This is a genomic window from Anaerococcus obesiensis (assembly GCF_016599815.1).
GTDB classification, from domain to species: Bacteria; Bacillota; Clostridia; order Tissierellales; family Peptoniphilaceae; genus Anaerococcus; species Anaerococcus vaginalis.
Genome location: NZ_CP067016.1, coordinates 1526309 through 1544140, shown reverse-complemented (window position 1 = coordinate 1544140; position 17832 = coordinate 1526309). Strand labels below are relative to the sequence as shown.

Genomic DNA, 17832 nt, shown 5'->3' with positions numbered 1-17832 from the left:
ATATATCATGAAAAGCATAATTGCAAATTAGCTATCGCCTCTTAAAAGGCTAGAATTTAAATATTTATCAAAATTTGGTCGTGATAATATCGTTATTTTTTCTTCATCTCTAAATCTTATAAAACTTACCTTGTATGAATGCAATAAAAACCTATCCAATTTATATTTTGAACCATAAAGTTTATCTCCAATTATTGGATGATTTAAATTTGATAAGGAAATTCTAATTTGATGAGTTTTGCCTGTATAAATTTTGCAATAAATTAAGGAAAATTTATCGTATAATTTTATATTTTTAAAATATGTTTTTATTTCATAGCCTTCATCTGCTATTTTCATTTTTTTATTATTTTCATCATAATTTATCTTCAAAAAAATTGTTTTATCTATTTCTAAATTCCCTTCTACAAGCGCCAAATATTCTTTATTAAAATCATTATTTTCTATCAATTTTTGGTAATATGCTTGGGCATAAGGATTTTTTGCAATCAAAATAATTCCTGATGTATTCATATCTAGCCTATTTATAAATCTAACTTGAGATTTTATATTATTTTTCAAAAAATAATAGCTAATATAATTTGCCAAACTTTCTTGACCTTTAGAATTTACAGTAAGATTTGCGTCTTTGTCTATAGCAATTATATCTTGATCTTCATATAAAATTTCAAGCTCTTTATTTATCGGCTCATAATTAAGAATTTCATCTTCAATAATTATTTTAATATTGTCATCTGGATTTAATTTAATATTTTTTTCTATTTTTTTGTCATTAACCAAGATAGAATTTTTAATTATTTTTTTGTAAGCCCTATTTGAAATATTCTTATCTAACAAGAATTTTTTTAAACTAATCTTTCTATCTGTTTTAAATTCAATATATTTCATTTTTTCCTCAAAAATTTTTTTATGTTATAATTAATTATATCTTAAGAAAGGTAAGTAACAATGAATAAAACGATTAATATTTTCAAAAATAAATCTAGATATACTAAAAATATTTATAATAAAACTAGAGCAATATTAAAAGATTTTGGATATGAAATTTCTAATAACTATGATCCAAACGCTTGCTTAAACCTTGTTATTGGAGGAGATGGAACGTTTTTAAACGCTGTAAAGCTTTCAAAATTTTCTCAAATTCCTTTTATAGGTATAAACACAGGACACTTAGGTTTCTATCAAGAAGTAAATCCTGACAATATTGAAGATTTTGTAAGAAGATTATCTGAAAAAAATTATTATATGGAAAAACTTGCAATTCTCGAATCAAATATTGGTAATAATAAAATTAATGCTGTAAATGAAGTTGTAGTAAAAAGCAATAGAAATCAAATTGTAAGGCTTAGACTTTTCATTGACGGAAATTTTATAGAAAATTTTTCAGGAGATGGTCTAATAATATCTACTCCTCATGGTTCAACAGCTTATAACTTATCATCAAACGGTGCAATTTTGCACCAATCTCTTGAGGGCTTTCAACTTACACCAATCGCTCCTATTTTTTCAAGTTTAAATAGGTCATTAAAAGCACCAATAATTTTGCCAAAAAATGCTGAAATCGAAATTAACGTAAGCAAAAGAGATAATTATCACACAGTTTTTTTGTTTGATGGCAAAGAATATAAGACAAATAGTTTTAAAATAAGCACAAGAATTTCTAATAAGGAACTAAAAAAGCTTATTTTAAATAAAAACCATTATTGGTCTAATATAAAAAATAAGCTTTTGTAAATTTTTTTAATTATAACTATTTAATCACAATAAAAATGCTTTGGATATATTTTTTTATACCAAAGCATTTTTTAATTATTTTAATTTAGATTGACGTTATTTACAATACTTGTAATTAACTCTCCTGCAATTGGAGCAGCTGTAATTCCTGCCGTATCATCAGAATCTTCAATAACAATAGCAAAAGCTAATTTAGGTTGATAAGCTGGAGCAAATCCAACAAACCAAGCATCTGTTGCTCCGTTTTTTTTATCAGCTGTTCCAGTTTTTCCTGCTATTTGTACAGTTCTGGTGTATGCATTTGTTCCCGTTCCTCTATTTACAACATCAACCATAAAATCTCTAATATAATTAGAATTTTCTACACTTGTAACATCTGATATAACTTTACTTTCACTTTCTTTTATTATTTTTCCATCTTTGTTTACAACATTTTTTACAAGTCTTGGTTGCATCATTTTTCCATTATTAGCAATTGTAGATGCAATCATTGCCATGTGAAGCGGAGTAACTTCTGTCTTACCATATCCAAATCCTGTCATAGCTAAATCAACTTGATTTAAATCATCAAATGGAATTTTGGAATTTATTTTTTCTATATCGAACTTATAATCCTTATTGAACATATATTTTTCAGCTATTTGTTTATAAAAATCTTTACCTAATTCATCTGTTTTTGATGCAAAATAAGTATTAACAGAATTTAAAAACGCTGATCGTAAATTTAAATTCCCGTAAGAATATCCACCATAATTTTCTATATCATATCCTTGAATTTTAACTTTTCCTGTATCGTTATAATGAGTATTTAATTTACTTTCTAATATTGCATTAGCAGTAACAATCTTCATTGAAGAACCAGGTCTATAAATTCCTTGACTGGACCTATTAAGCAAAGGTGCATTTGTATTTTGAATTAACATATCCCAATCTTGGTCTAGACTGTTTGGATCATAAGATGGTTTTGAAACCATTGCCAAAACTTCTCCATTTCTTGGATCCATAACGACAATAGAGCCAATATGATCGCCTAAGCTTTCATAAGCTATTTTTTGAATTGTTTGGTCAATCGTTAGATTCAAATTATTTCCAATTCCAGATTTTTCTACCATATCCCTTATTTTTGATGTTGGTTGGTCTGAAATATCTAATAATTCTTTATTGTAAGTTTTTTCTAAACCACTTTTTCCATACTTAATTGAATTATATCCAGTAAAAGCCGAATTTATTTTTCCATTTTTATAAACTCTTATATTATTTCCATTTTCATCTTTTTCATTATATACTAAAAGATTTCCATTTCTATCGTAAATATTTCCTCTTTTAATTACATTTTCATTTACCCAATTTCTTTTATTATGACTGTTATCAGCTAGAGTTTGAGCTTTAAATAATTGAAAATATACCAAATATAAAACTATAGATAAAAACAAAAGAATAAAAAGCATCATAACATATATTAATCTTTTATTCATAGTTGATTTTTCTAATATATGTTTGTTATCTTCGTCTTTTAATCTTTGTTTTTTTTCCATATCTAAGATTTTTTGAATAAATGGCTTTTGCTTATCTTTCTTCTTTTTCATTATCATCACCATTTTCTATTTTTTGACCACAATATTGTAGGCAGGCTAATAAAATAAAACCTGATACCATTGAGGAGCCTCCTGCAGAAATAAATGGAAGAGTAACACCTGTTAATGGAATAAGTTTTAAAACTCCACCTAAAATTATCAAGGTTTGAAGCGCAAAAAGCCCCCCTATACCAAAAGCAAGTATTGAAAAGAATTTATTTTCTTGTTGAAGAGCAATTTTTATTGCCCTATAAACTAAAATCAAGAACAATAAAACTACTGCAATTCCCATAAAAATCCCATATTCTTCACAAATTGCAGGAAAAATGAAATCACTTTCTGCAACTGGAATATAATCAGGTCTACCCAAGCCTATTCCTGTTCCAAATAGTCCACCACTTGCAAGAGCAAATAATGATTGAGTAATTTGGTAACCCTTATCGTCAATAACAGACCATGGATCAAGCCATGTTTGTACCCTTACTCTAATATGAGAAAATAAAAAATATGCAAGTATAGCTCCCAAAATTGTAAATATTACGTTCAAAAGAATAAGCTTTCTATCTCTTTCATAAACAAATTGTGTCAAAATCATTGTCCCAAAAAAAATTAAAGCTGTTCCCAATTCTTTTTGAATAAAAAACATCAAAATAAAAAAGTAAATTCCAATATTCAAATAATACTTACCAAATGCTTTTTTTCTATATTTATTGTAATTTGTATAAAAGCTTGCCACAAAAAATATAAAAGGAATTTTAATAAATTCTGATGGTTGTATGGTAATAGGGCCAATTACAATCCAGTTTTTCGCACCACCAGATGCAAAACCAAATACCAAAGTTGCCATAAATAAAACTATAGAAATTACGAAATAAAAAATAATATAATCATCCCAATTTTTTATTTTTGGCAATATAAAATAGGTAATAAAAAATACAACCACACCAATTATATAAAACAACAATTGCTTTTTTCCTAAAGTAGGATCTAGTCTATAAATCATAGCAACGCCAATTGAAAACAACATATTTACTATAAGTAATAAAATACTATCGCTTCTTGTAAATTTATTAGCCAAAACTGTAGATAGTATTGTTGTAATTAGTATTGTTAAATAGGAATAGAAATCTCTGCTTTGTAAATGTTTAGCATTGTAAATCATTGACAAACTTAAACTTAAAAATTCAAATACAAATAAAAGAAATAAAGCAGAATTTTTATATTGTCTTTGCCTGGTGATATTTATATTTTCATTTTTAATCATCTTCATCACCGTTTATAAATAAGAATTTAAGTTCTCCAAATTTAATAATATCCTTGTTTTTTAATTCTATCGCTTCATTAATTCTTTCATCATTTAAAAAAGTTCCATTAGAAGAGTTCATATCTTCCAAAAAATAAATACCTTGGTCTAAAATAATTCTCGCATGAAAACTTGATAAAAATTTGTCTTTTATACAAATAGTATTTTTATCATCTCTTCCAATAGTATTATTGTCTCCAATATAATAATATTCTTGTACTTTAAATTTGTGTTCTTGATTTTGATTTATGAATTGTAAATACGTATCAGATATTTGCTCTTTTTTAATAGCATATCTAACATCATAATATATTATTCTAATAATTGAATAGATAAAGTACAAAACAATAACAACAAATACATATTTTAAAATTGTTGATAATAATTGATATAAAGTTAAATTTCCAAAAACTTGAATAGAAAATACTTTATCTATAAAGTTAAAAAATTGATCCATAAAACCTCCTTACTTCCTGTTTACTTATTTTATCAGAAATTTAAAATTCTTTAAAATATCCTTATTAAAAATATCTAATATAAAAGCCTTAGATAAATTTATGTTGAAATCAAGTTTAAACCCACGATAATTTTTGACAATATATATATATATATTATAATGAAATAATAAAATTGAAATATTTAAATAATGAAAATTTAATACAATAAATTATATAAGGAGATAAATAATGAGTTCTGAGCATAATAATATCATAAGAGAATTTAATTTTGAAAGTTTACCATTACCATTTTCTGCACAAAGACATATTCAAGTATATGAAGATGTAATATATTATAATGATACTAAATTATTTGGAAATAATAATTCCTATGGAAAATCAGAGTTGATAGAATATACGATGCCTATATTATGCATTATAAAAGTAATAAACGTCATATATTATTATTACTTCTATTCTTTTTTGCTTTTATCAAGCTCAATAATGCTATATTATTTTTATATCCGTATATTTTCTTTGTAGACTTATTTTATTTAAAAAGTATTTTATAAAATTAGAAATGGAGAATGGTAGTTATTTTGTAATAAATTTTATACATGGGAAGAAGATATATGTCATGAAATTTATGATTCTATTGATTATATGTTAGACAAAAGAGTTGATGATACTAATATAGGCAGATATATTAATAAATAAAATCTGTTTCAATATTAATATTTATATATATGCAATTAATTTAAATAAAAATTAAGTGCCAAGTGGTTTTTCTTGGCACTTAATTTTTAGTCAATTTTATCAATTATTTTATTTACTTCATCTTTCAATTTATCTTTTTTAATTTCTGATTCTTTTTTACTTTTTTCTATTACATTTAGGTATAATTTAATTTTTGGCTCTGTTCCTGATGGTCTTAATACAAACCATGAATCATCTTCTAGATAATATTTTAATACATTTGATTTTGACAACCCTGTATCATCATTTAAGTAATCAACTATGTTTTTAACTTTAAGTCCTATTACTTCTTCAATTGGATTGTTTCTTATTGTTTCCATTATTCTTTTAATTTTATTTGCTCCATCAAGTCCTTCAAGAACTATTGATTGAACTTCGTTTGAATAATATCCAAATTTTTCATATATATCATCCAATACATCTAACAAAGTTTTACCTTTATCTTTATAATAAGCTGTCATTTCGCTAATAAGCATAGCAGAATTTACCGCATCCTTATCTCTGACAAATGTTTTGTAATTATATCCTATACTTTCTTCAAATCCAAAAATAAATTCGCCTTTGCCTTTTCTTTCGAATTCATTTGCTACTTCATAAATATTTTTAAATCCTGTCAAAACTTCATAGACTTCAACCCCATAGCTTTTTGCAATTGGTTTAATTAAATCTGTAGATACAATAGTTTTTACAACTGCTCCATCTTCTGGCAATTCATTATTTTCATCTAGAGCTGTCAAAATATAATTTGTAAGCAATGATCCAATTTGATTTCCTGTTAAAAATTGATAGTTTCCTTTTTCATCTTTAACTTCAACTGCACATCTATCTGAGTCTGGATCTGTTGCAAGCAACAAATCTGCTTCTTTTTCTTCTCCTAATTTTTCTGATAATTTAAATGCTTTTGGATCTTCTGGATTTGGATAACCTACTGTTGTAAAATCAGGATCTGGATTTTCTTGTTCTTTTACTATATAAATATTTTCAAATCCTCTTTCCTTAAGTATTCTTCTTACCAATTTATTTCCACAACCATTTAATGGAGTGTAAACAATTTTTACTTTCTTGTCTACGTCATCGTTAATTGTACAAGCCAAAACTTCTTTTACATAATCTTCTATTAATGAATCGTCTATCCATGAAATTAATCCTTCATCCATTGCCTTGTCAAAATCAATTCTTTTTATTTTTGAATAATCATCATATTCTTTCATATAATTTTGAATTTGTACTGCAATATCTTCAAGAATTTGACTTCCATCAGAACCATAAGCCTTGTATCCATTATATTCTCTTGGATTGTGGCTTGCTGTTACCATTACTCCAGCTATAGATTTTAATTTTCTTATAGCGTATGAACAAACTGGTGTTGGTTGAATTTCTTTGAAAATATTTACTTTAATTCCGTTTGCGGCAAAGACTTCAGCTGTTATTTTTGAAAATTCATCAGATTTGTGTCTAACGTCATAACAAATTGTAACTCCTCTTTTTTTTGCGTCTTCGCCCATATCTGATATTGTATCAGCAAAGGCTTGGCTTGCTTTGGCAACTGTATATTGGTTCATTCTATTTGTTCCAGCACCTAATTTCCCTCTTAGTCCTGCAGTTCCAAATGCCAACTCTTGATAAAATCTATCTTCAATTTCATTCTCATCATTTTCAATATTTTTTAATTCATCTCTTGTGTCTTGGTCAAAAAATTCATTATTTAACCAAGATTCATAAACTTTTTTATAATCCATAATATTTTCCTCCTACATATACGTTTACAGAATATTTACTGATTTTTTTTATATCAGAAACATTTAATCTTTTATTAATTTTACCCTTTTTATCAAATATTTTAACAAGTTCTCTTTGCTCATTAAATATTTTATTTCTTGTTATATCATCAAGTTCATAATCATTTTTTAAAGCATTAAATACTAAATAATTTTTTTTATTTTCAAAATTTATTTTATAAGCTATCAAGAAATCTTCTAGTCCATCAACAAAAGTTAAAACTTTTTTTATATCTTCGCTTTTATATAAGTCAAAAACTTCTAATTTTTTTCTCAATTCAATAAGCTCTTTTACATAAGTAAAAGTTTCCAAATTATCAATTTTATCTTGCCAATTTATTCCATTTATATCAAGGCTCGAATTATATGAATTGCTGTTATTTGATTTTGAATTATTAAATTCAGTTCCTTCATATATAAATGGCTTGCCAAATGATAAAAACAAAATTGCAAATCCAAGTCTTGATATAGAATCAATATTTTCATGATTTGTTAAAGAAATTTTTAACTTATCGTAATAAATGAGATTATCATGACATGCAAAATAATTTATAACTTCGCTTGCATCATCTGCAACTCCAATTCTTTTTTCATCAAAATTAATACTTCCGCTAATTCCTATTTCAATTTCATTTTTTAATGTAAAATTTCCTTGGATAAATCCTTTTGAATATCCATCATTATCTCCCCTAATTGCATTTCTAAATCTATCATTAAAAACTGCAAAGCCATTGGATTTTTGACTTCCTATAAGAATTTGTTTTTCAATAGGTAAGACTGATTCTCCTCCCATCCAAGGCTCTCCATAAATAATTATGTAGGGTTTTATTTTTTTCAATTCTTTTATTGCAATTTTTATTGTGTCAATATCAATCAAAGCCATCAAATCAAATCTAAATCCATCAATATCATATTCATTTACCCAATGTTTCAAGGAATCTATAATCAATTTTCTTACAAAAGCTTTTTCACTTGAAAGCTCATTTCCAACTCCCGAACCATTAGAAAAATATCCATCTTGATTTTTTCTATGATAATAATTTGGTGCTAAAATTTCCAAATTTGAATCTATGGTTTTAAATGTATGATTATATACAACGTCCATAACAACATTCATTCCATTTTCGTGAATTTTATTTACCATTTCTTTAAATTCATAGATTCTTCTTTTTATTTTGTATGGATTTGTAGCATAAGAACCTTCTACATTAAAATACAATTCTGGATCATAGCCCCAATTGTAATTATCATCATCAAAAAATTTCTCATTTTCTTCGAAAGTGGAAATAAAATCATAAACTGGTAAAAGTTGTATGTGAGTCACATTCATTTCTTTTAAATGGCTTAATCCGGTTGTATGTCCTTTAAATTTTGTATTTTCTTCACAAAGACCAAGAAATTTTCCCCTGTATTTTACATTTGAATTTTTATTTGCAGTATAATCTTTTACATTCAATTCATAAATTATTGCCTTATTTTCACAAATTTTCGGGGCAAATTTTTTAAAGTTTTTTGGATTTGTCTTTTCAAAATCAACTACAGCTGACATCAAGCTATTGATAGATGACGCCTTTGAGTAAGGATCTGTTACTTCGTATTTATCCTCAACCAAATATGAGTAAAAAAATCCATCCAAATCTTTATCAATTTTACAATAAAATATATCAAATTTTGTTTTGACCATAGAAAATTTTTCTTTTCTTATTTTTCTATAATCATCTGTTATTAATAAATCTATTTTTTTTCTATTTGGAGCAAAAACTCTAAATTCTGTATATTTTTTTGTATATGTTGCCCCTAATTTTATATCCTTAATTTCTTCGTAATTATATGTCATATTTCCTATTTCAATTTTTCAAAATTTTTATCAAGATTAAATTCATTCGCCCACAAAATATTATCAATTTCCTTATCAATCCATTTTTTCTTATCTAGGTAATCCATGCCCATTTCAAGTCTTTTTTCCAATAGTTGTTCATGATCTTTGAAAATAAAAAATGAATCATTATATGAAATTAAATAATCATATATATTTTTAAAATTATAAGGCAAATTACTATAATCTTCATTGATTAAGTTATCAATCGTTGTTTTGATTATATCATTTTTATAATAGAATTCGCGAGCATTATATGAATTTTCTTCTTTAATATTTTCGATTTTTTTGTAGTCATCTGCAAAAGTATAAATTTTATTTTCTTTTTGAATATTTGTAAGTATTCCACCCTTTGCTGAAATAATATTTGAAAAATTAAAAATAGAATTTAGCATATGAAAACTTTGATTATCGTATAAAGGAAGAGTTAAATTGCTGTAAATATCACAAGCAGGATAAATTTTCCTAAGTTTTTCAACATTTAAATCTTCAATAAAAATTATTTTTAATTTTTCTTTGATTAGCTTGTCCTTATCCAACATATATTTTAATGCCAAAATGAATTTTATTATCTCTTTTGCCATAAAATATCCATCACTGGCTTTTCCAGAAAATATATAAGTTGTTGGTGGAATTAAAATATTTGAATTATCTTTCAACTTATAATACATGCTTGCTATACATATTGCACTAAGAAGTTGTCTTTTTGCCTCATGAAACATAGTAAGTTGCATATCAAATATAGAATATGGATTTATAGGCTCAGTTTCATTTATTTTAAAATAATCAATTAATTGAAGTTTATTTTTGTATTTAACATCTTCAACTTCATCATAAAAATCCATATTATTTTTTAATTTTTCCAATTTTTCTATGCTATTTTTATCACTAATATTAATATTATAATTTTCAAGCAATTTTTTTAAATTTTTATTGTTTGATTTTGCGTACAAATACCTATCAATCCCAAAATTTAAATGTGAAAAATTATCTGACCTATCCTTATAGTTTTCAACAATTGTTTTAGACAAATAAAAATATTTTTCAGCAAAAAAATAATTTAACCTATCATATTGCAATTGGTTATTTTCAATTATTGGTAAGTTGAAATTTATTTTTGCATAGTCATTTAATTTTATAACTATATCAAAAAAAGATTCATCAATTGATTTTATCATAGAAATATCATAGCTCTCCCTAGAATCTGGAGTAACCAAAAATCCAATATGATCGAAAACTTTTCTAGAAATATCTACACATTCTTCGATTTCTAAATTATAACCTTGGTGCAAACTTCTAATAAATTCTACTATTGCTAAGGAAGGATGTATGTCTGCAAGGACAATTTTGATCTTATTTTTAATATTTTTTATTTCAAAATTCCTTTTAAAATATCTTCTAAAAATATCTTGAATAGAAGATACACAATAAAAATATTCTTGTTTTAGCCTAAAAATTTTTCCTTCATAGGTCGAATTATCTAAGTACAAAAATTGAGTAAGAGAATTGTTGTTTATATAATCGTCGTAAGCACTTTTTAAATCTCCACTTTTTAAATTTAAGTAATCTATTTTATTTATAGATTCAGATTTCCATAATCTTAAACTATTAACAAAATTATTTTCATTATTAAAAATTGGCATATCATAAGCAACAGCTTTGACTTCTTTATCTTGAATATTTAAAATATAAGAGAAATCTTTTTTATGTTCCCATTTATTTCCCCTATATAACCACTCGTTAGGATTTACAAATTGCCTACCTTCTCTTATTTCCTGTTTCATCCCTCCGCTTTCATATCTTAAAGCATAGGCCATTGATTTTATTTTATTTTTACTTAATTCTTTCATCAAATACCAAGAGCCAATACCTATATCGCTATTTCCAAGACTTGCTTCTTTTTCATAATTAACCAAATCTTCCATAGAAATATTTAAACTATCAAGACACTTATTAACTTCATCAGTATAGTCTAAGGATTCAATAGCGCTTTCAATAAATTTTCCTGGATTATATTCAAAAGATAGTAAGTAAACTTCTTTATTTTTAAAAATTTTTTTTGACTTTGTCCAATTTTTTCCTATATCTTGCATCAAAGCTTTTACAAGCCCATCATAAATTTCACTTAATCTCGCATCATCTGTTTCTTTAGCATAAAAAGAATACAAAAAATTTTGTATTCTTTTTAAGATAAAATTATTATTATTTTTTTCCATTCTAAGCCTTAATATCTTCGTATAATTTTATATATTTTTTAGAAGATTCTTCCCAATCATTTTTCTCTTTCATTGCATTAACTACAAGTTTATCAAAAGCCTCTCTATTATTTTTGTATAAATCAATTGCATTTTTGCTTGCAAAAAGTAATTCGTGAGCATTTATATTTTCAAATGAGAATCCACTTCCTTCTCCAGTATACTTATTGTAAGGTTTTACTGTATCTTTTAAACCACCAGCTTCTCTTACAATTGGTAAAGATCCGTATCTCATAGCAATTAATTGACTAATTCCACAAGGCTCTGATATTGATGGCATCATATATAAATCGCTAGCCGCATATAATTTATGACTTTCTTTTCCATCATAATAAATTCTTGCAGCAACCTTGTCAGGATATTTCCACTCAAAATACTTAAACATTTCTTCGTAAGTATAATCTCCTGTGCCCAATACAACCAATTGAATATCTTCTTGTAATAATTCATCCAATATATATCTTACAAGATCAAATCCTTTCATTGATGTAAGCCTTGAACAAATTGCAATCATTGGCACATCTTTATTAACTGGGAGTCCATATTCTTCTTGTAATTTCATCTTATTTTCTATTTTATTTTCCAAAGATTTTATATCATAATTTTTGAAAATATTTTTATCAGTTTTTGGATTCCACAAATCATAATCTATTCCATTTACAATTCCTGAAAGCTTGTTTTGATATTCTCTAATTATTCCATCAAGACCTTCCCCATAAAATGGATATTTGATTTCTTGGGCATAATTTTCACTTACAGTATTAAAAGCTGTTGAATGAACAATTCCGCCTTTCATAAAATTAATGGCATCAAAATATTTTAAATCATGTTCATTAAAATAATAACCATCAAGTCCTGTTAAGGTTAAATATCCCGAATCAAAAACTCCTTGGTATTTTAAATTATGAATAGTAAATAAAGTTCTTATATCATCAAAATAGTGATCGCCTTTTCTAAAATCATTTACATAAATATTTACCAAAGCTGTGTGCCAATCATTAGCATGAATTATATCTGGTTTAAAATCAATTTCTTTTCCTAATAAGGTAGCAGCTTTTGAGAAAAATATAAATCTTTCAGCATCATCGTCATAGCCGTATGCGTTTGGTCTGTCAAAATATTCAAGATTATCTATAAAATAAAATGTAACGCCTTCCCATTTTAGGCTAAAAATTCCAGCGTATTGATGTTTCCAATCAAGATCTACATAAAAATCTTTTATTTTTTTCATCTTTTTTCTATAAATATCATCAATACTTGAATACAAAGGCATAACAACTCTTATATCGATACCTTTTTTTGCAAGTTCTTTTGGCAAAGAACCTGCTACATCTGCAAGACCTCCTGTTTTTATAAAAGGATCAGCTTCACTTGTTAAAAATAATACTTTCATCTTACACCCCTTAGTTAATGTGTTCTCCCTTATCTGTTAAGTAAGGATGGGTTCTGTTTCCAAATAGTTTAACATCTTCAAAAACTTTTGTGTCTTTATCAGTTATAACGTGATTTAAAATTGCACCTTCGCCTATCTCAGAATTTTGGAAAATAATTGAATTTTTGATTACTGCACCTTTTTTAACTGTAACTCCTCTAAAAATAATAGAATTTTCAATTTCTCCTTCTATTATTGCTCCATTTGCTACCAAAGAATTTCTTACTTTAGAACCTTTTAAATATTCAGTTGAAGGCTCGTCTTTGCTTTTTGTATAAACCATTCCTTGTTCATAGAAAATTTCATCAAAAAAGTCCCTATCTAACAAATTAAAACTAGCTTCAAAGTATGTCAAAGTATCCATAATAACACTCAAACTTTCTTTTGATTTATAAAGACCAATTGATTTTTTCTTTGGATATTTGAATAAAGCATCAAGTACATTTGTAGCATTATTTTTTTCAATTGAATATCTAAGAAGATCCATAAAAATATCTTTTTTAATCAATATTGAACCTGTAAATAAATTTATTTCTTCTTCAAGTCCAAGATTAATTCCAACACTAACTGGATTTTCATTTTCGTCAGTATTAATAATTCTTCTATTCAAATAATATCCATACTCATCATTCTTTTTTTGAGTAAAAATTAAAGCATCCAAATTTTCATCTTGCATTTTTTCATAAGCATCTGAAATATTTACCTTAGAAATATACATTGGATTTGTAATATAAACATACTCACGTTTATTTCTCATAAAATGTTTCATCGTGTTGTAGTAGGTTTCTATTTCATTAGCAAGTCTTGACCTTAAATATACTGGCGGATTAATCATCAAACCACCGCTTCTTCTATTTAATTCCCAATTTCTTCCATCTCCTACATGATCAAGAGTTGATCTTAGAGGTTCTCCACCATATAAAATAACACTTGATATATTGTGATTTGTTATATTAGATAAAGTAAAATCTATAACCCTATACCTACAACCAAAAGGTAGCATATAATCAGGTCTATATTTACAAAGTGTATCATAATTTTTTTCATCAAATTCTGAACTATAAATTAAAGCAAGTATATTTTGCATCTTATTCCTCCTCTATCCCATCTTCACTTACAAGATAAACTGATGTAGAATTTTTATCTCCAATATTTTCACTGATTTCCATATTTTCAGTAATTACAGAATTATATACTTTTACACCTTCTTTTATAGTAACCCCTGATAATATTACACAATTATTTACACAAGCATTTTTTTCAATTTTTACATTTGAAAACAATACAGAATTATTAACCTCTCCATCTATAATACATCCTTCATTTATTAGCGCATCATTTAATACACCATTTTTACCAACTCTATGAGGAGGCAAATTTAATGCAGTTGTATATATTTTCCAAGAATCATCTTGAATATTTAGAGGGTTTTCAGGATCAATTAAATCAAGATTAGCTTGCCAATAAGATTTTACAGTTCCTACATCCTTCCAATATCCATCAAATTTATAAACAAATAAATCTCTATTATTATTTAGTAAGTAAGGAATAATATCATGACCAAAATCATTTGTAGATTCAGAATTATTATGATCTTCAATCAAAGCAGCTCTTAAAACTTTCCAATTAAAAATATAAATTCCCATTGAAGCAAGATTTGATTTAGGATTTTCAGGTTTTTCTTCAAACTCAACAATTCTTCCCTCATCATCAGTATTCATAATACCAAATCTAGATGCCTCATCCCAATCAACTTCCATAACTGCAATAGTCGCATCAGCACCTTTTTGCATATGTTCAGAAAGAAGTTTTGTATAATCCATTTTGTAAATATGATCTCCAGATAAAATCAAAACATATTCTGGGTCAATACTATCAAGATAATTAATATTTACAAAAATTGCTCCAGCAGTACCTTCAAACCATCTTCCACCTTCTTCTGTGTAGTAAGGAGTTAAAATTCTTAAACCACCAAAATTTCTATCATAATCCCATGCTGCACCAATACCCAAGTGCTTATTTAATAATTGAGGTTTATATTGAGTTAAAACACCAATATCTCTAATTTCTGAATTAGTTGCATTTGACAAAGCAAAATCTATAATTTTATATTTTCCACCAAAAGGAACTACAGGTTTTGCCATTTCTTTAGTAAGAGCCTTTAATCTAGATCCTTGACCACCAGCAAGAAGCATAGCTGCAATTTTATTATTATTTCTCATAAATCCTCCTATTACTTCATGATTAAAAAAATCTGAATGACTTAATATAATAATACCCAAAAAATAATAATTTAATTTACTATAAATAATTTTATAAAAAATTAAGATTTTGACATAAAAATAATTTTTAGTATAATATAAATGTTAATTATAAGGGGATGTTTTGGTTTCGACGTGCTTGTTAAGATTTAAGCTGCAAGTCGTTTATCAATTCGTAAAATTGAAAATTAAATATAAATGCAAACAATAATAGCGAAAGACAATTCGCATTAGCTGCCTAATTTAGGCAAGCAGCAAATAAAAATTAAGCCACAGTAGTTTTTATTTGTTTCATAATTTTATGTGGCAACTAATATACAAAGCTTTGAGTATATTTAGTATCCATGAAGCTAGTCTAGTAAGTTATTTGTAAGTAGATAAGTGCTAGATGAAAATCAAATACTTACTAAACTTGTAGATGCTTTTATTAAGACTCGTGCGGACACGGGTTCAAATCCCGTCATCTCCACCATAAATATTTAAAGCCTTGATTTTCAAGGTTTTATTTTTTCATAATAAAATATTGATTTAATTTGAATTTTATATTATATTATTTACAATAACAAAGCACATACGTGACCCCCTAATAGAATTTTCTTTGGGTTGCGCCCTGTGCTTTGTTAACTTTTTTATGAATTTATAGTATATTATTAATATTAGAGGTACTTTCCACCTTCCGCATTTGTGGGGGAGTGAGTTAGTATCTCTATTATTTATTAAAGTCAAATAATCAAAATATTTTTTAATTTTAGTAAGCTAATATTTTTTTGCGTCATTATCTCCAAATTAAAAATCGTGAGTAAAATTTTAATACTCACGATAATTAAATTTATTTATAATTAATCTTACATTTTAAAATCACAAATCTATAATAAATACAGACTAAAATATAATAAAAAAAGATGATGTGTAAAATGAACTGACCCCCAAAAGTTAGACCAAAAAACTAACTAAAGGAGGTCAGTTTTTTTAATGGCAAAATATAGCAAAGAATTCAAAACAAAAATAGTAAATGAATATTTAAAAGGAAATATAAGCTTTAAAAAATTAGCTGAAAAATATAAACTTTCTCATCAAGAAATAGTAAAAAGATGGGTAAATGCATACAAGTCGCAAGGCAATGAAGGACTAAAAGTAAAGAGAAAAAATACACAATACACTTTGGAATTCAAGTTAAATGTAGTAAACTTGTACTTAACAGGAGAAATGTCCTATCAAAGCCTAGCAAATGAATTAAAGATAAACAACCCATCAATAATAGCAAGATGGGTAATAGACTTTAGAGAAAAAGGCATAGAAGGACTGAAATCTAAAAAGAGAGGAAGACCTTCAAAAATGCCAAAATCCCAAATAAATCAAAAGCCACAAAAATAGAATCATCAGCAAACATAACTAATATAGAAAACGAATCATTAACACAAGCACAATTAAAAGAAAAATAAAGAAATTAGAAGAAAAAAACTATTGGCTTAAATTAGAAAATGATGCAATAAAAAAAGATAGAATTGTCTCAAATGACAGAAGCAGAAATAAGACAATTACTGAAACAATCAAGCTCTTAAGAAACAAATACAAACTAAAAGACTTGTTAAAATACTTTAATATTTCAAAATCAACATACATGTATTGGCAAAAACACTTAAATAGACCGAATAAAGATATAGAAATAGAAAAGAAAATACTTAAGATAAGAAAAGACAATCCAAACTATGGCTACAGAAGAATAACAGCCATGTTAAAAGATTAGGACTAACAACAAATAAAAGAAAGTACAAAGGCTGATACAAAAGTTAAAACTACAAGTAAAAAGTTATTCAAGAAAATCTAGAAAATACTCATCCTACAAAGGGACTATTGGAAAAATAGCTGATAATAAAATAAAGAGAAACTTTAAAGTAGAAAAACCATACACACAAATAACAACAGACACAACAGAATTTAAGTATTTAGAAAAAGATAAATCAGGAACCTATCAAATAAAGAAACTCTATTTAAACCCATACCTAGATATGTACAACAGTGAAATACTAAGCTATGAAATATCAAAACACCCAACAATAGAACCAATCATAAAAGCCTTAGATAAAGCTATAGAAATAACTAACAAAGCAAAAGAAGAAAGAATATTCCACTCAGATCAAGGCTGGGCATACCAAGTAAAACAATACACATCAAAACTAGAATCAAATAGTATAATCCAATCCATGTCCAGAAAAGGCAACTGCTTAGATAACTCGCCAATGGAAAACTTCTTTGGAATATTAAAACAAGAAATATATTACGGAAATAAATTCTATTCATATGAGCACTTAAAACAAACAATCGAAGCTTTCATAAAATATTATAACGAAGAAAGAATAAAAGAAAAATTAGGATACTTATCGCCAGTAGAATATAGAAAGAAGAATGCAGCATGAAAATTTCCT

At 26.1% G+C, this 17832-nt stretch carries 14 protein-coding genes and 1 other RNA gene; 5 read left to right on the top strand and 10 right to left on the bottom strand.

Features of this window, described 5'->3' with window-relative positions:
- Window positions 1–27 precede the first annotated feature (27 nt).
- The gene (locus I6H46_RS07785) at window positions 28–888 is read right to left on the bottom strand and encodes an RluA family pseudouridine synthase (protein WP_019117731.1); all 861 of its coding nucleotides are present in this window, start codon (window positions 886–888) and stop codon (window positions 28–30) included.
- A 60-nt stretch (window positions 889–948) separates the two neighbouring features.
- Here I6H46_RS07785 and I6H46_RS07780 point away from each other — a divergent pair, with 60 nt between their 5' ends.
- A complete protein-coding gene (locus I6H46_RS07780) occupies window positions 949–1734 on the top strand; it encodes an NAD(+)/NADH kinase (RefSeq protein WP_004838735.1) in 786 nt (261 codons plus the stop codon).
- 80 nt (window positions 1735–1814) lie between these two features.
- On the opposite strand, the gene I6H46_RS07775 is transcribed toward I6H46_RS07780, so the two are convergent.
- The 9 genes from I6H46_RS07775 to I6H46_RS07735 all read right to left on the bottom strand — a co-directional run bounded on the left by I6H46_RS07775 (window position 1815) and on the right by I6H46_RS07735 (window position 15367).
- Window positions 1815–3320, bottom strand: a complete 1506-nt coding sequence (locus I6H46_RS07775; RefSeq protein WP_019117732.1) for a peptidoglycan D,D-transpeptidase FtsI family protein — start codon at window positions 3318–3320, stop codon at window positions 1815–1817.
- Window positions 3301–4578, bottom strand: a complete 1278-nt coding sequence (locus I6H46_RS07770; RefSeq protein ID WP_026074031.1) for an FtsW/RodA/SpoVE family cell cycle protein — start codon at window positions 4576–4578, stop codon at window positions 3301–3303. The genes I6H46_RS07775 and I6H46_RS07770 overlap by 20 nt, the downstream gene beginning before the upstream one ends.
- Entirely contained in the window at window positions 4565–5068 is a 504-nt protein-coding gene (locus I6H46_RS07765) for an FHA domain-containing protein (protein WP_004838732.1), read from the bottom strand. The genes I6H46_RS07770 and I6H46_RS07765 overlap by 14 nt, the downstream gene beginning before the upstream one ends.
- Before the next feature lie 783 nt (window positions 5069–5851).
- Window positions 5852–7543 (bottom strand): phospho-sugar mutase, encoded by a 1692-nt coding sequence (locus I6H46_RS07760; RefSeq protein WP_019117734.1) that lies wholly within the window; start codon window positions 7541–7543, stop codon window positions 5852–5854.
- Window positions 7533–9419 (bottom strand): type I pullulanase, encoded by a 1887-nt coding sequence (gene pulA, locus I6H46_RS07755; protein WP_200225772.1) that lies wholly within the window; start codon window positions 9417–9419, stop codon window positions 7533–7535. Before pulA ends, I6H46_RS07760 begins: the two co-directional genes overlap by 11 nt.
- A 5-nt stretch (window positions 9420–9424) precedes the next feature.
- On the bottom strand, window positions 9425–11674 hold the full coding sequence (locus I6H46_RS07750; protein WP_200225771.1) for a glycogen/starch/alpha-glucan phosphorylase: 2250 nt from the start codon (window positions 11672–11674) through the stop codon (window positions 9425–9427).
- Window position 11675: 1 nt separating this feature from the next.
- On the bottom strand, window positions 11676–13106 hold the full coding sequence (gene glgA / locus I6H46_RS07745; RefSeq protein ID WP_019117736.1) for a glycogen synthase GlgA: 1431 nt from the start codon (window positions 13104–13106) through the stop codon (window positions 11676–11678).
- A gap of 10 nt (window positions 13107–13116) precedes the next feature.
- A complete protein-coding gene (glgD, locus tag I6H46_RS07740; RefSeq protein WP_004838726.1) occupies window positions 13117–14232 on the bottom strand; it encodes a glucose-1-phosphate adenylyltransferase subunit GlgD in 1116 nt (371 codons plus the stop codon).
- A 1-nt stretch (window position 14233) separates the two neighbouring features.
- Window positions 14234–15367 carry a glucose-1-phosphate adenylyltransferase gene (locus tag I6H46_RS07735; RefSeq protein WP_019117737.1) on the bottom strand — a complete coding sequence of 378 codons (1134 nt, stop codon included), beginning with the start codon at window positions 15365–15367 and terminating at the stop codon, window positions 14234–14236.
- Between the two features lie 154 nt (window positions 15368–15521).
- On the opposite strand from I6H46_RS07735, the gene ssrA reads away from it, so the two are divergent.
- From ssrA to I6H46_RS07715, 4 genes are all read left to right on the top strand, one after another.
- Window positions 15522–15878: a transfer-messenger RNA gene (ssrA, locus tag I6H46_RS07730) on the top strand.
- A gap of 500 nt (window positions 15879–16378) precedes the next feature.
- Window positions 16379–16780 carry a helix-turn-helix domain-containing protein gene (locus tag I6H46_RS07725; RefSeq protein WP_200225768.1) on the top strand — a complete coding sequence of 134 codons (402 nt, stop codon included), beginning with the start codon at window positions 16379–16381 and terminating at the stop codon, window positions 16778–16780.
- A 247-nt stretch (window positions 16781–17027) separates the two neighbouring features.
- A complete protein-coding gene (locus tag I6H46_RS10335) occupies window positions 17028–17153 on the top strand; it encodes a hypothetical protein (protein WP_267907441.1) in 126 nt (41 codons plus the stop codon).
- Window positions 17154–17184: 31 nt separating this feature from the next.
- Window positions 17185–17823: an IS3 family transposase gene (locus tag I6H46_RS07715; protein WP_198482183.1), complete on the top strand. Its 639-nt coding sequence runs from the start codon at window positions 17185–17187 to the stop codon at window positions 17821–17823.
- Window positions 17824–17832: the final 9 nt, after the last annotated feature.

Excerpts from the sequence above, each read along its gene's own strand:
- I6H46_RS07735 (WP_019117737.1), bottom strand. The coding sequence starts at position 15,367 with ATGAGAAATAATAATAAAATTGCAGCTATGCTTCTTGCTGGTGGTCAA.
- I6H46_RS07770 (WP_026074031.1), bottom strand. The coding sequence starts at position 4,578 with ATGAAGATGATTAAAAATGAAAATATAAATATCACCAGGCAAAGACAA.
- I6H46_RS07780 (WP_004838735.1), top strand. The coding sequence starts at position 949 with ATGAATAAAACGATTAATATTTTCAAAAATAAATCTAGATATACTAAA.
- I6H46_RS07775 (WP_019117732.1), bottom strand. The coding sequence starts at position 3,320 with ATGAAAAAGAAGAAAGATAAGCAAAAGCCATTTATTCAAAAAATCTTA.
- pulA (WP_200225772.1), bottom strand. The coding sequence starts at position 9,419 with ATGACATATAATTACGAAGAAATTAAGGATATAAAATTAGGGGCAACA.
- glgA (WP_019117736.1), bottom strand. The coding sequence starts at position 13,106 with ATGAAAGTATTATTTTTAACAAGTGAAGCTGATCCTTTTATAAAAACA.
- I6H46_RS07765 (WP_004838732.1), bottom strand. The coding sequence starts at position 5,068 with ATGGATCAATTTTTTAACTTTATAGATAAAGTATTTTCTATTCAAGTT.
- I6H46_RS07760 (WP_019117734.1), bottom strand. The coding sequence starts at position 7,543 with ATGGATTATAAAAAAGTTTATGAATCTTGGTTAAATAATGAATTTTTT.
- I6H46_RS07785 (WP_019117731.1), bottom strand. The coding sequence starts at position 888 with ATGAAATATATTGAATTTAAAACAGATAGAAAGATTAGTTTAAAAAAA.
- I6H46_RS10335 (WP_267907441.1), top strand. The coding sequence starts at position 17,028 with ATGTATTGGCAAAAACACTTAAATAGACCGAATAAAGATATAGAAATA.
- I6H46_RS07725 (WP_200225768.1), top strand. The coding sequence starts at position 16,379 with ATGGCAAAATATAGCAAAGAATTCAAAACAAAAATAGTAAATGAATAT.
- I6H46_RS07750 (WP_200225771.1), bottom strand. The coding sequence starts at position 11,674 with ATGGAAAAAAATAATAATAATTTTATCTTAAAAAGAATACAAAATTTT.
- glgD (WP_004838726.1), bottom strand. The coding sequence starts at position 14,232 with ATGCAAAATATACTTGCTTTAATTTATAGTTCAGAATTTGATGAAAAA.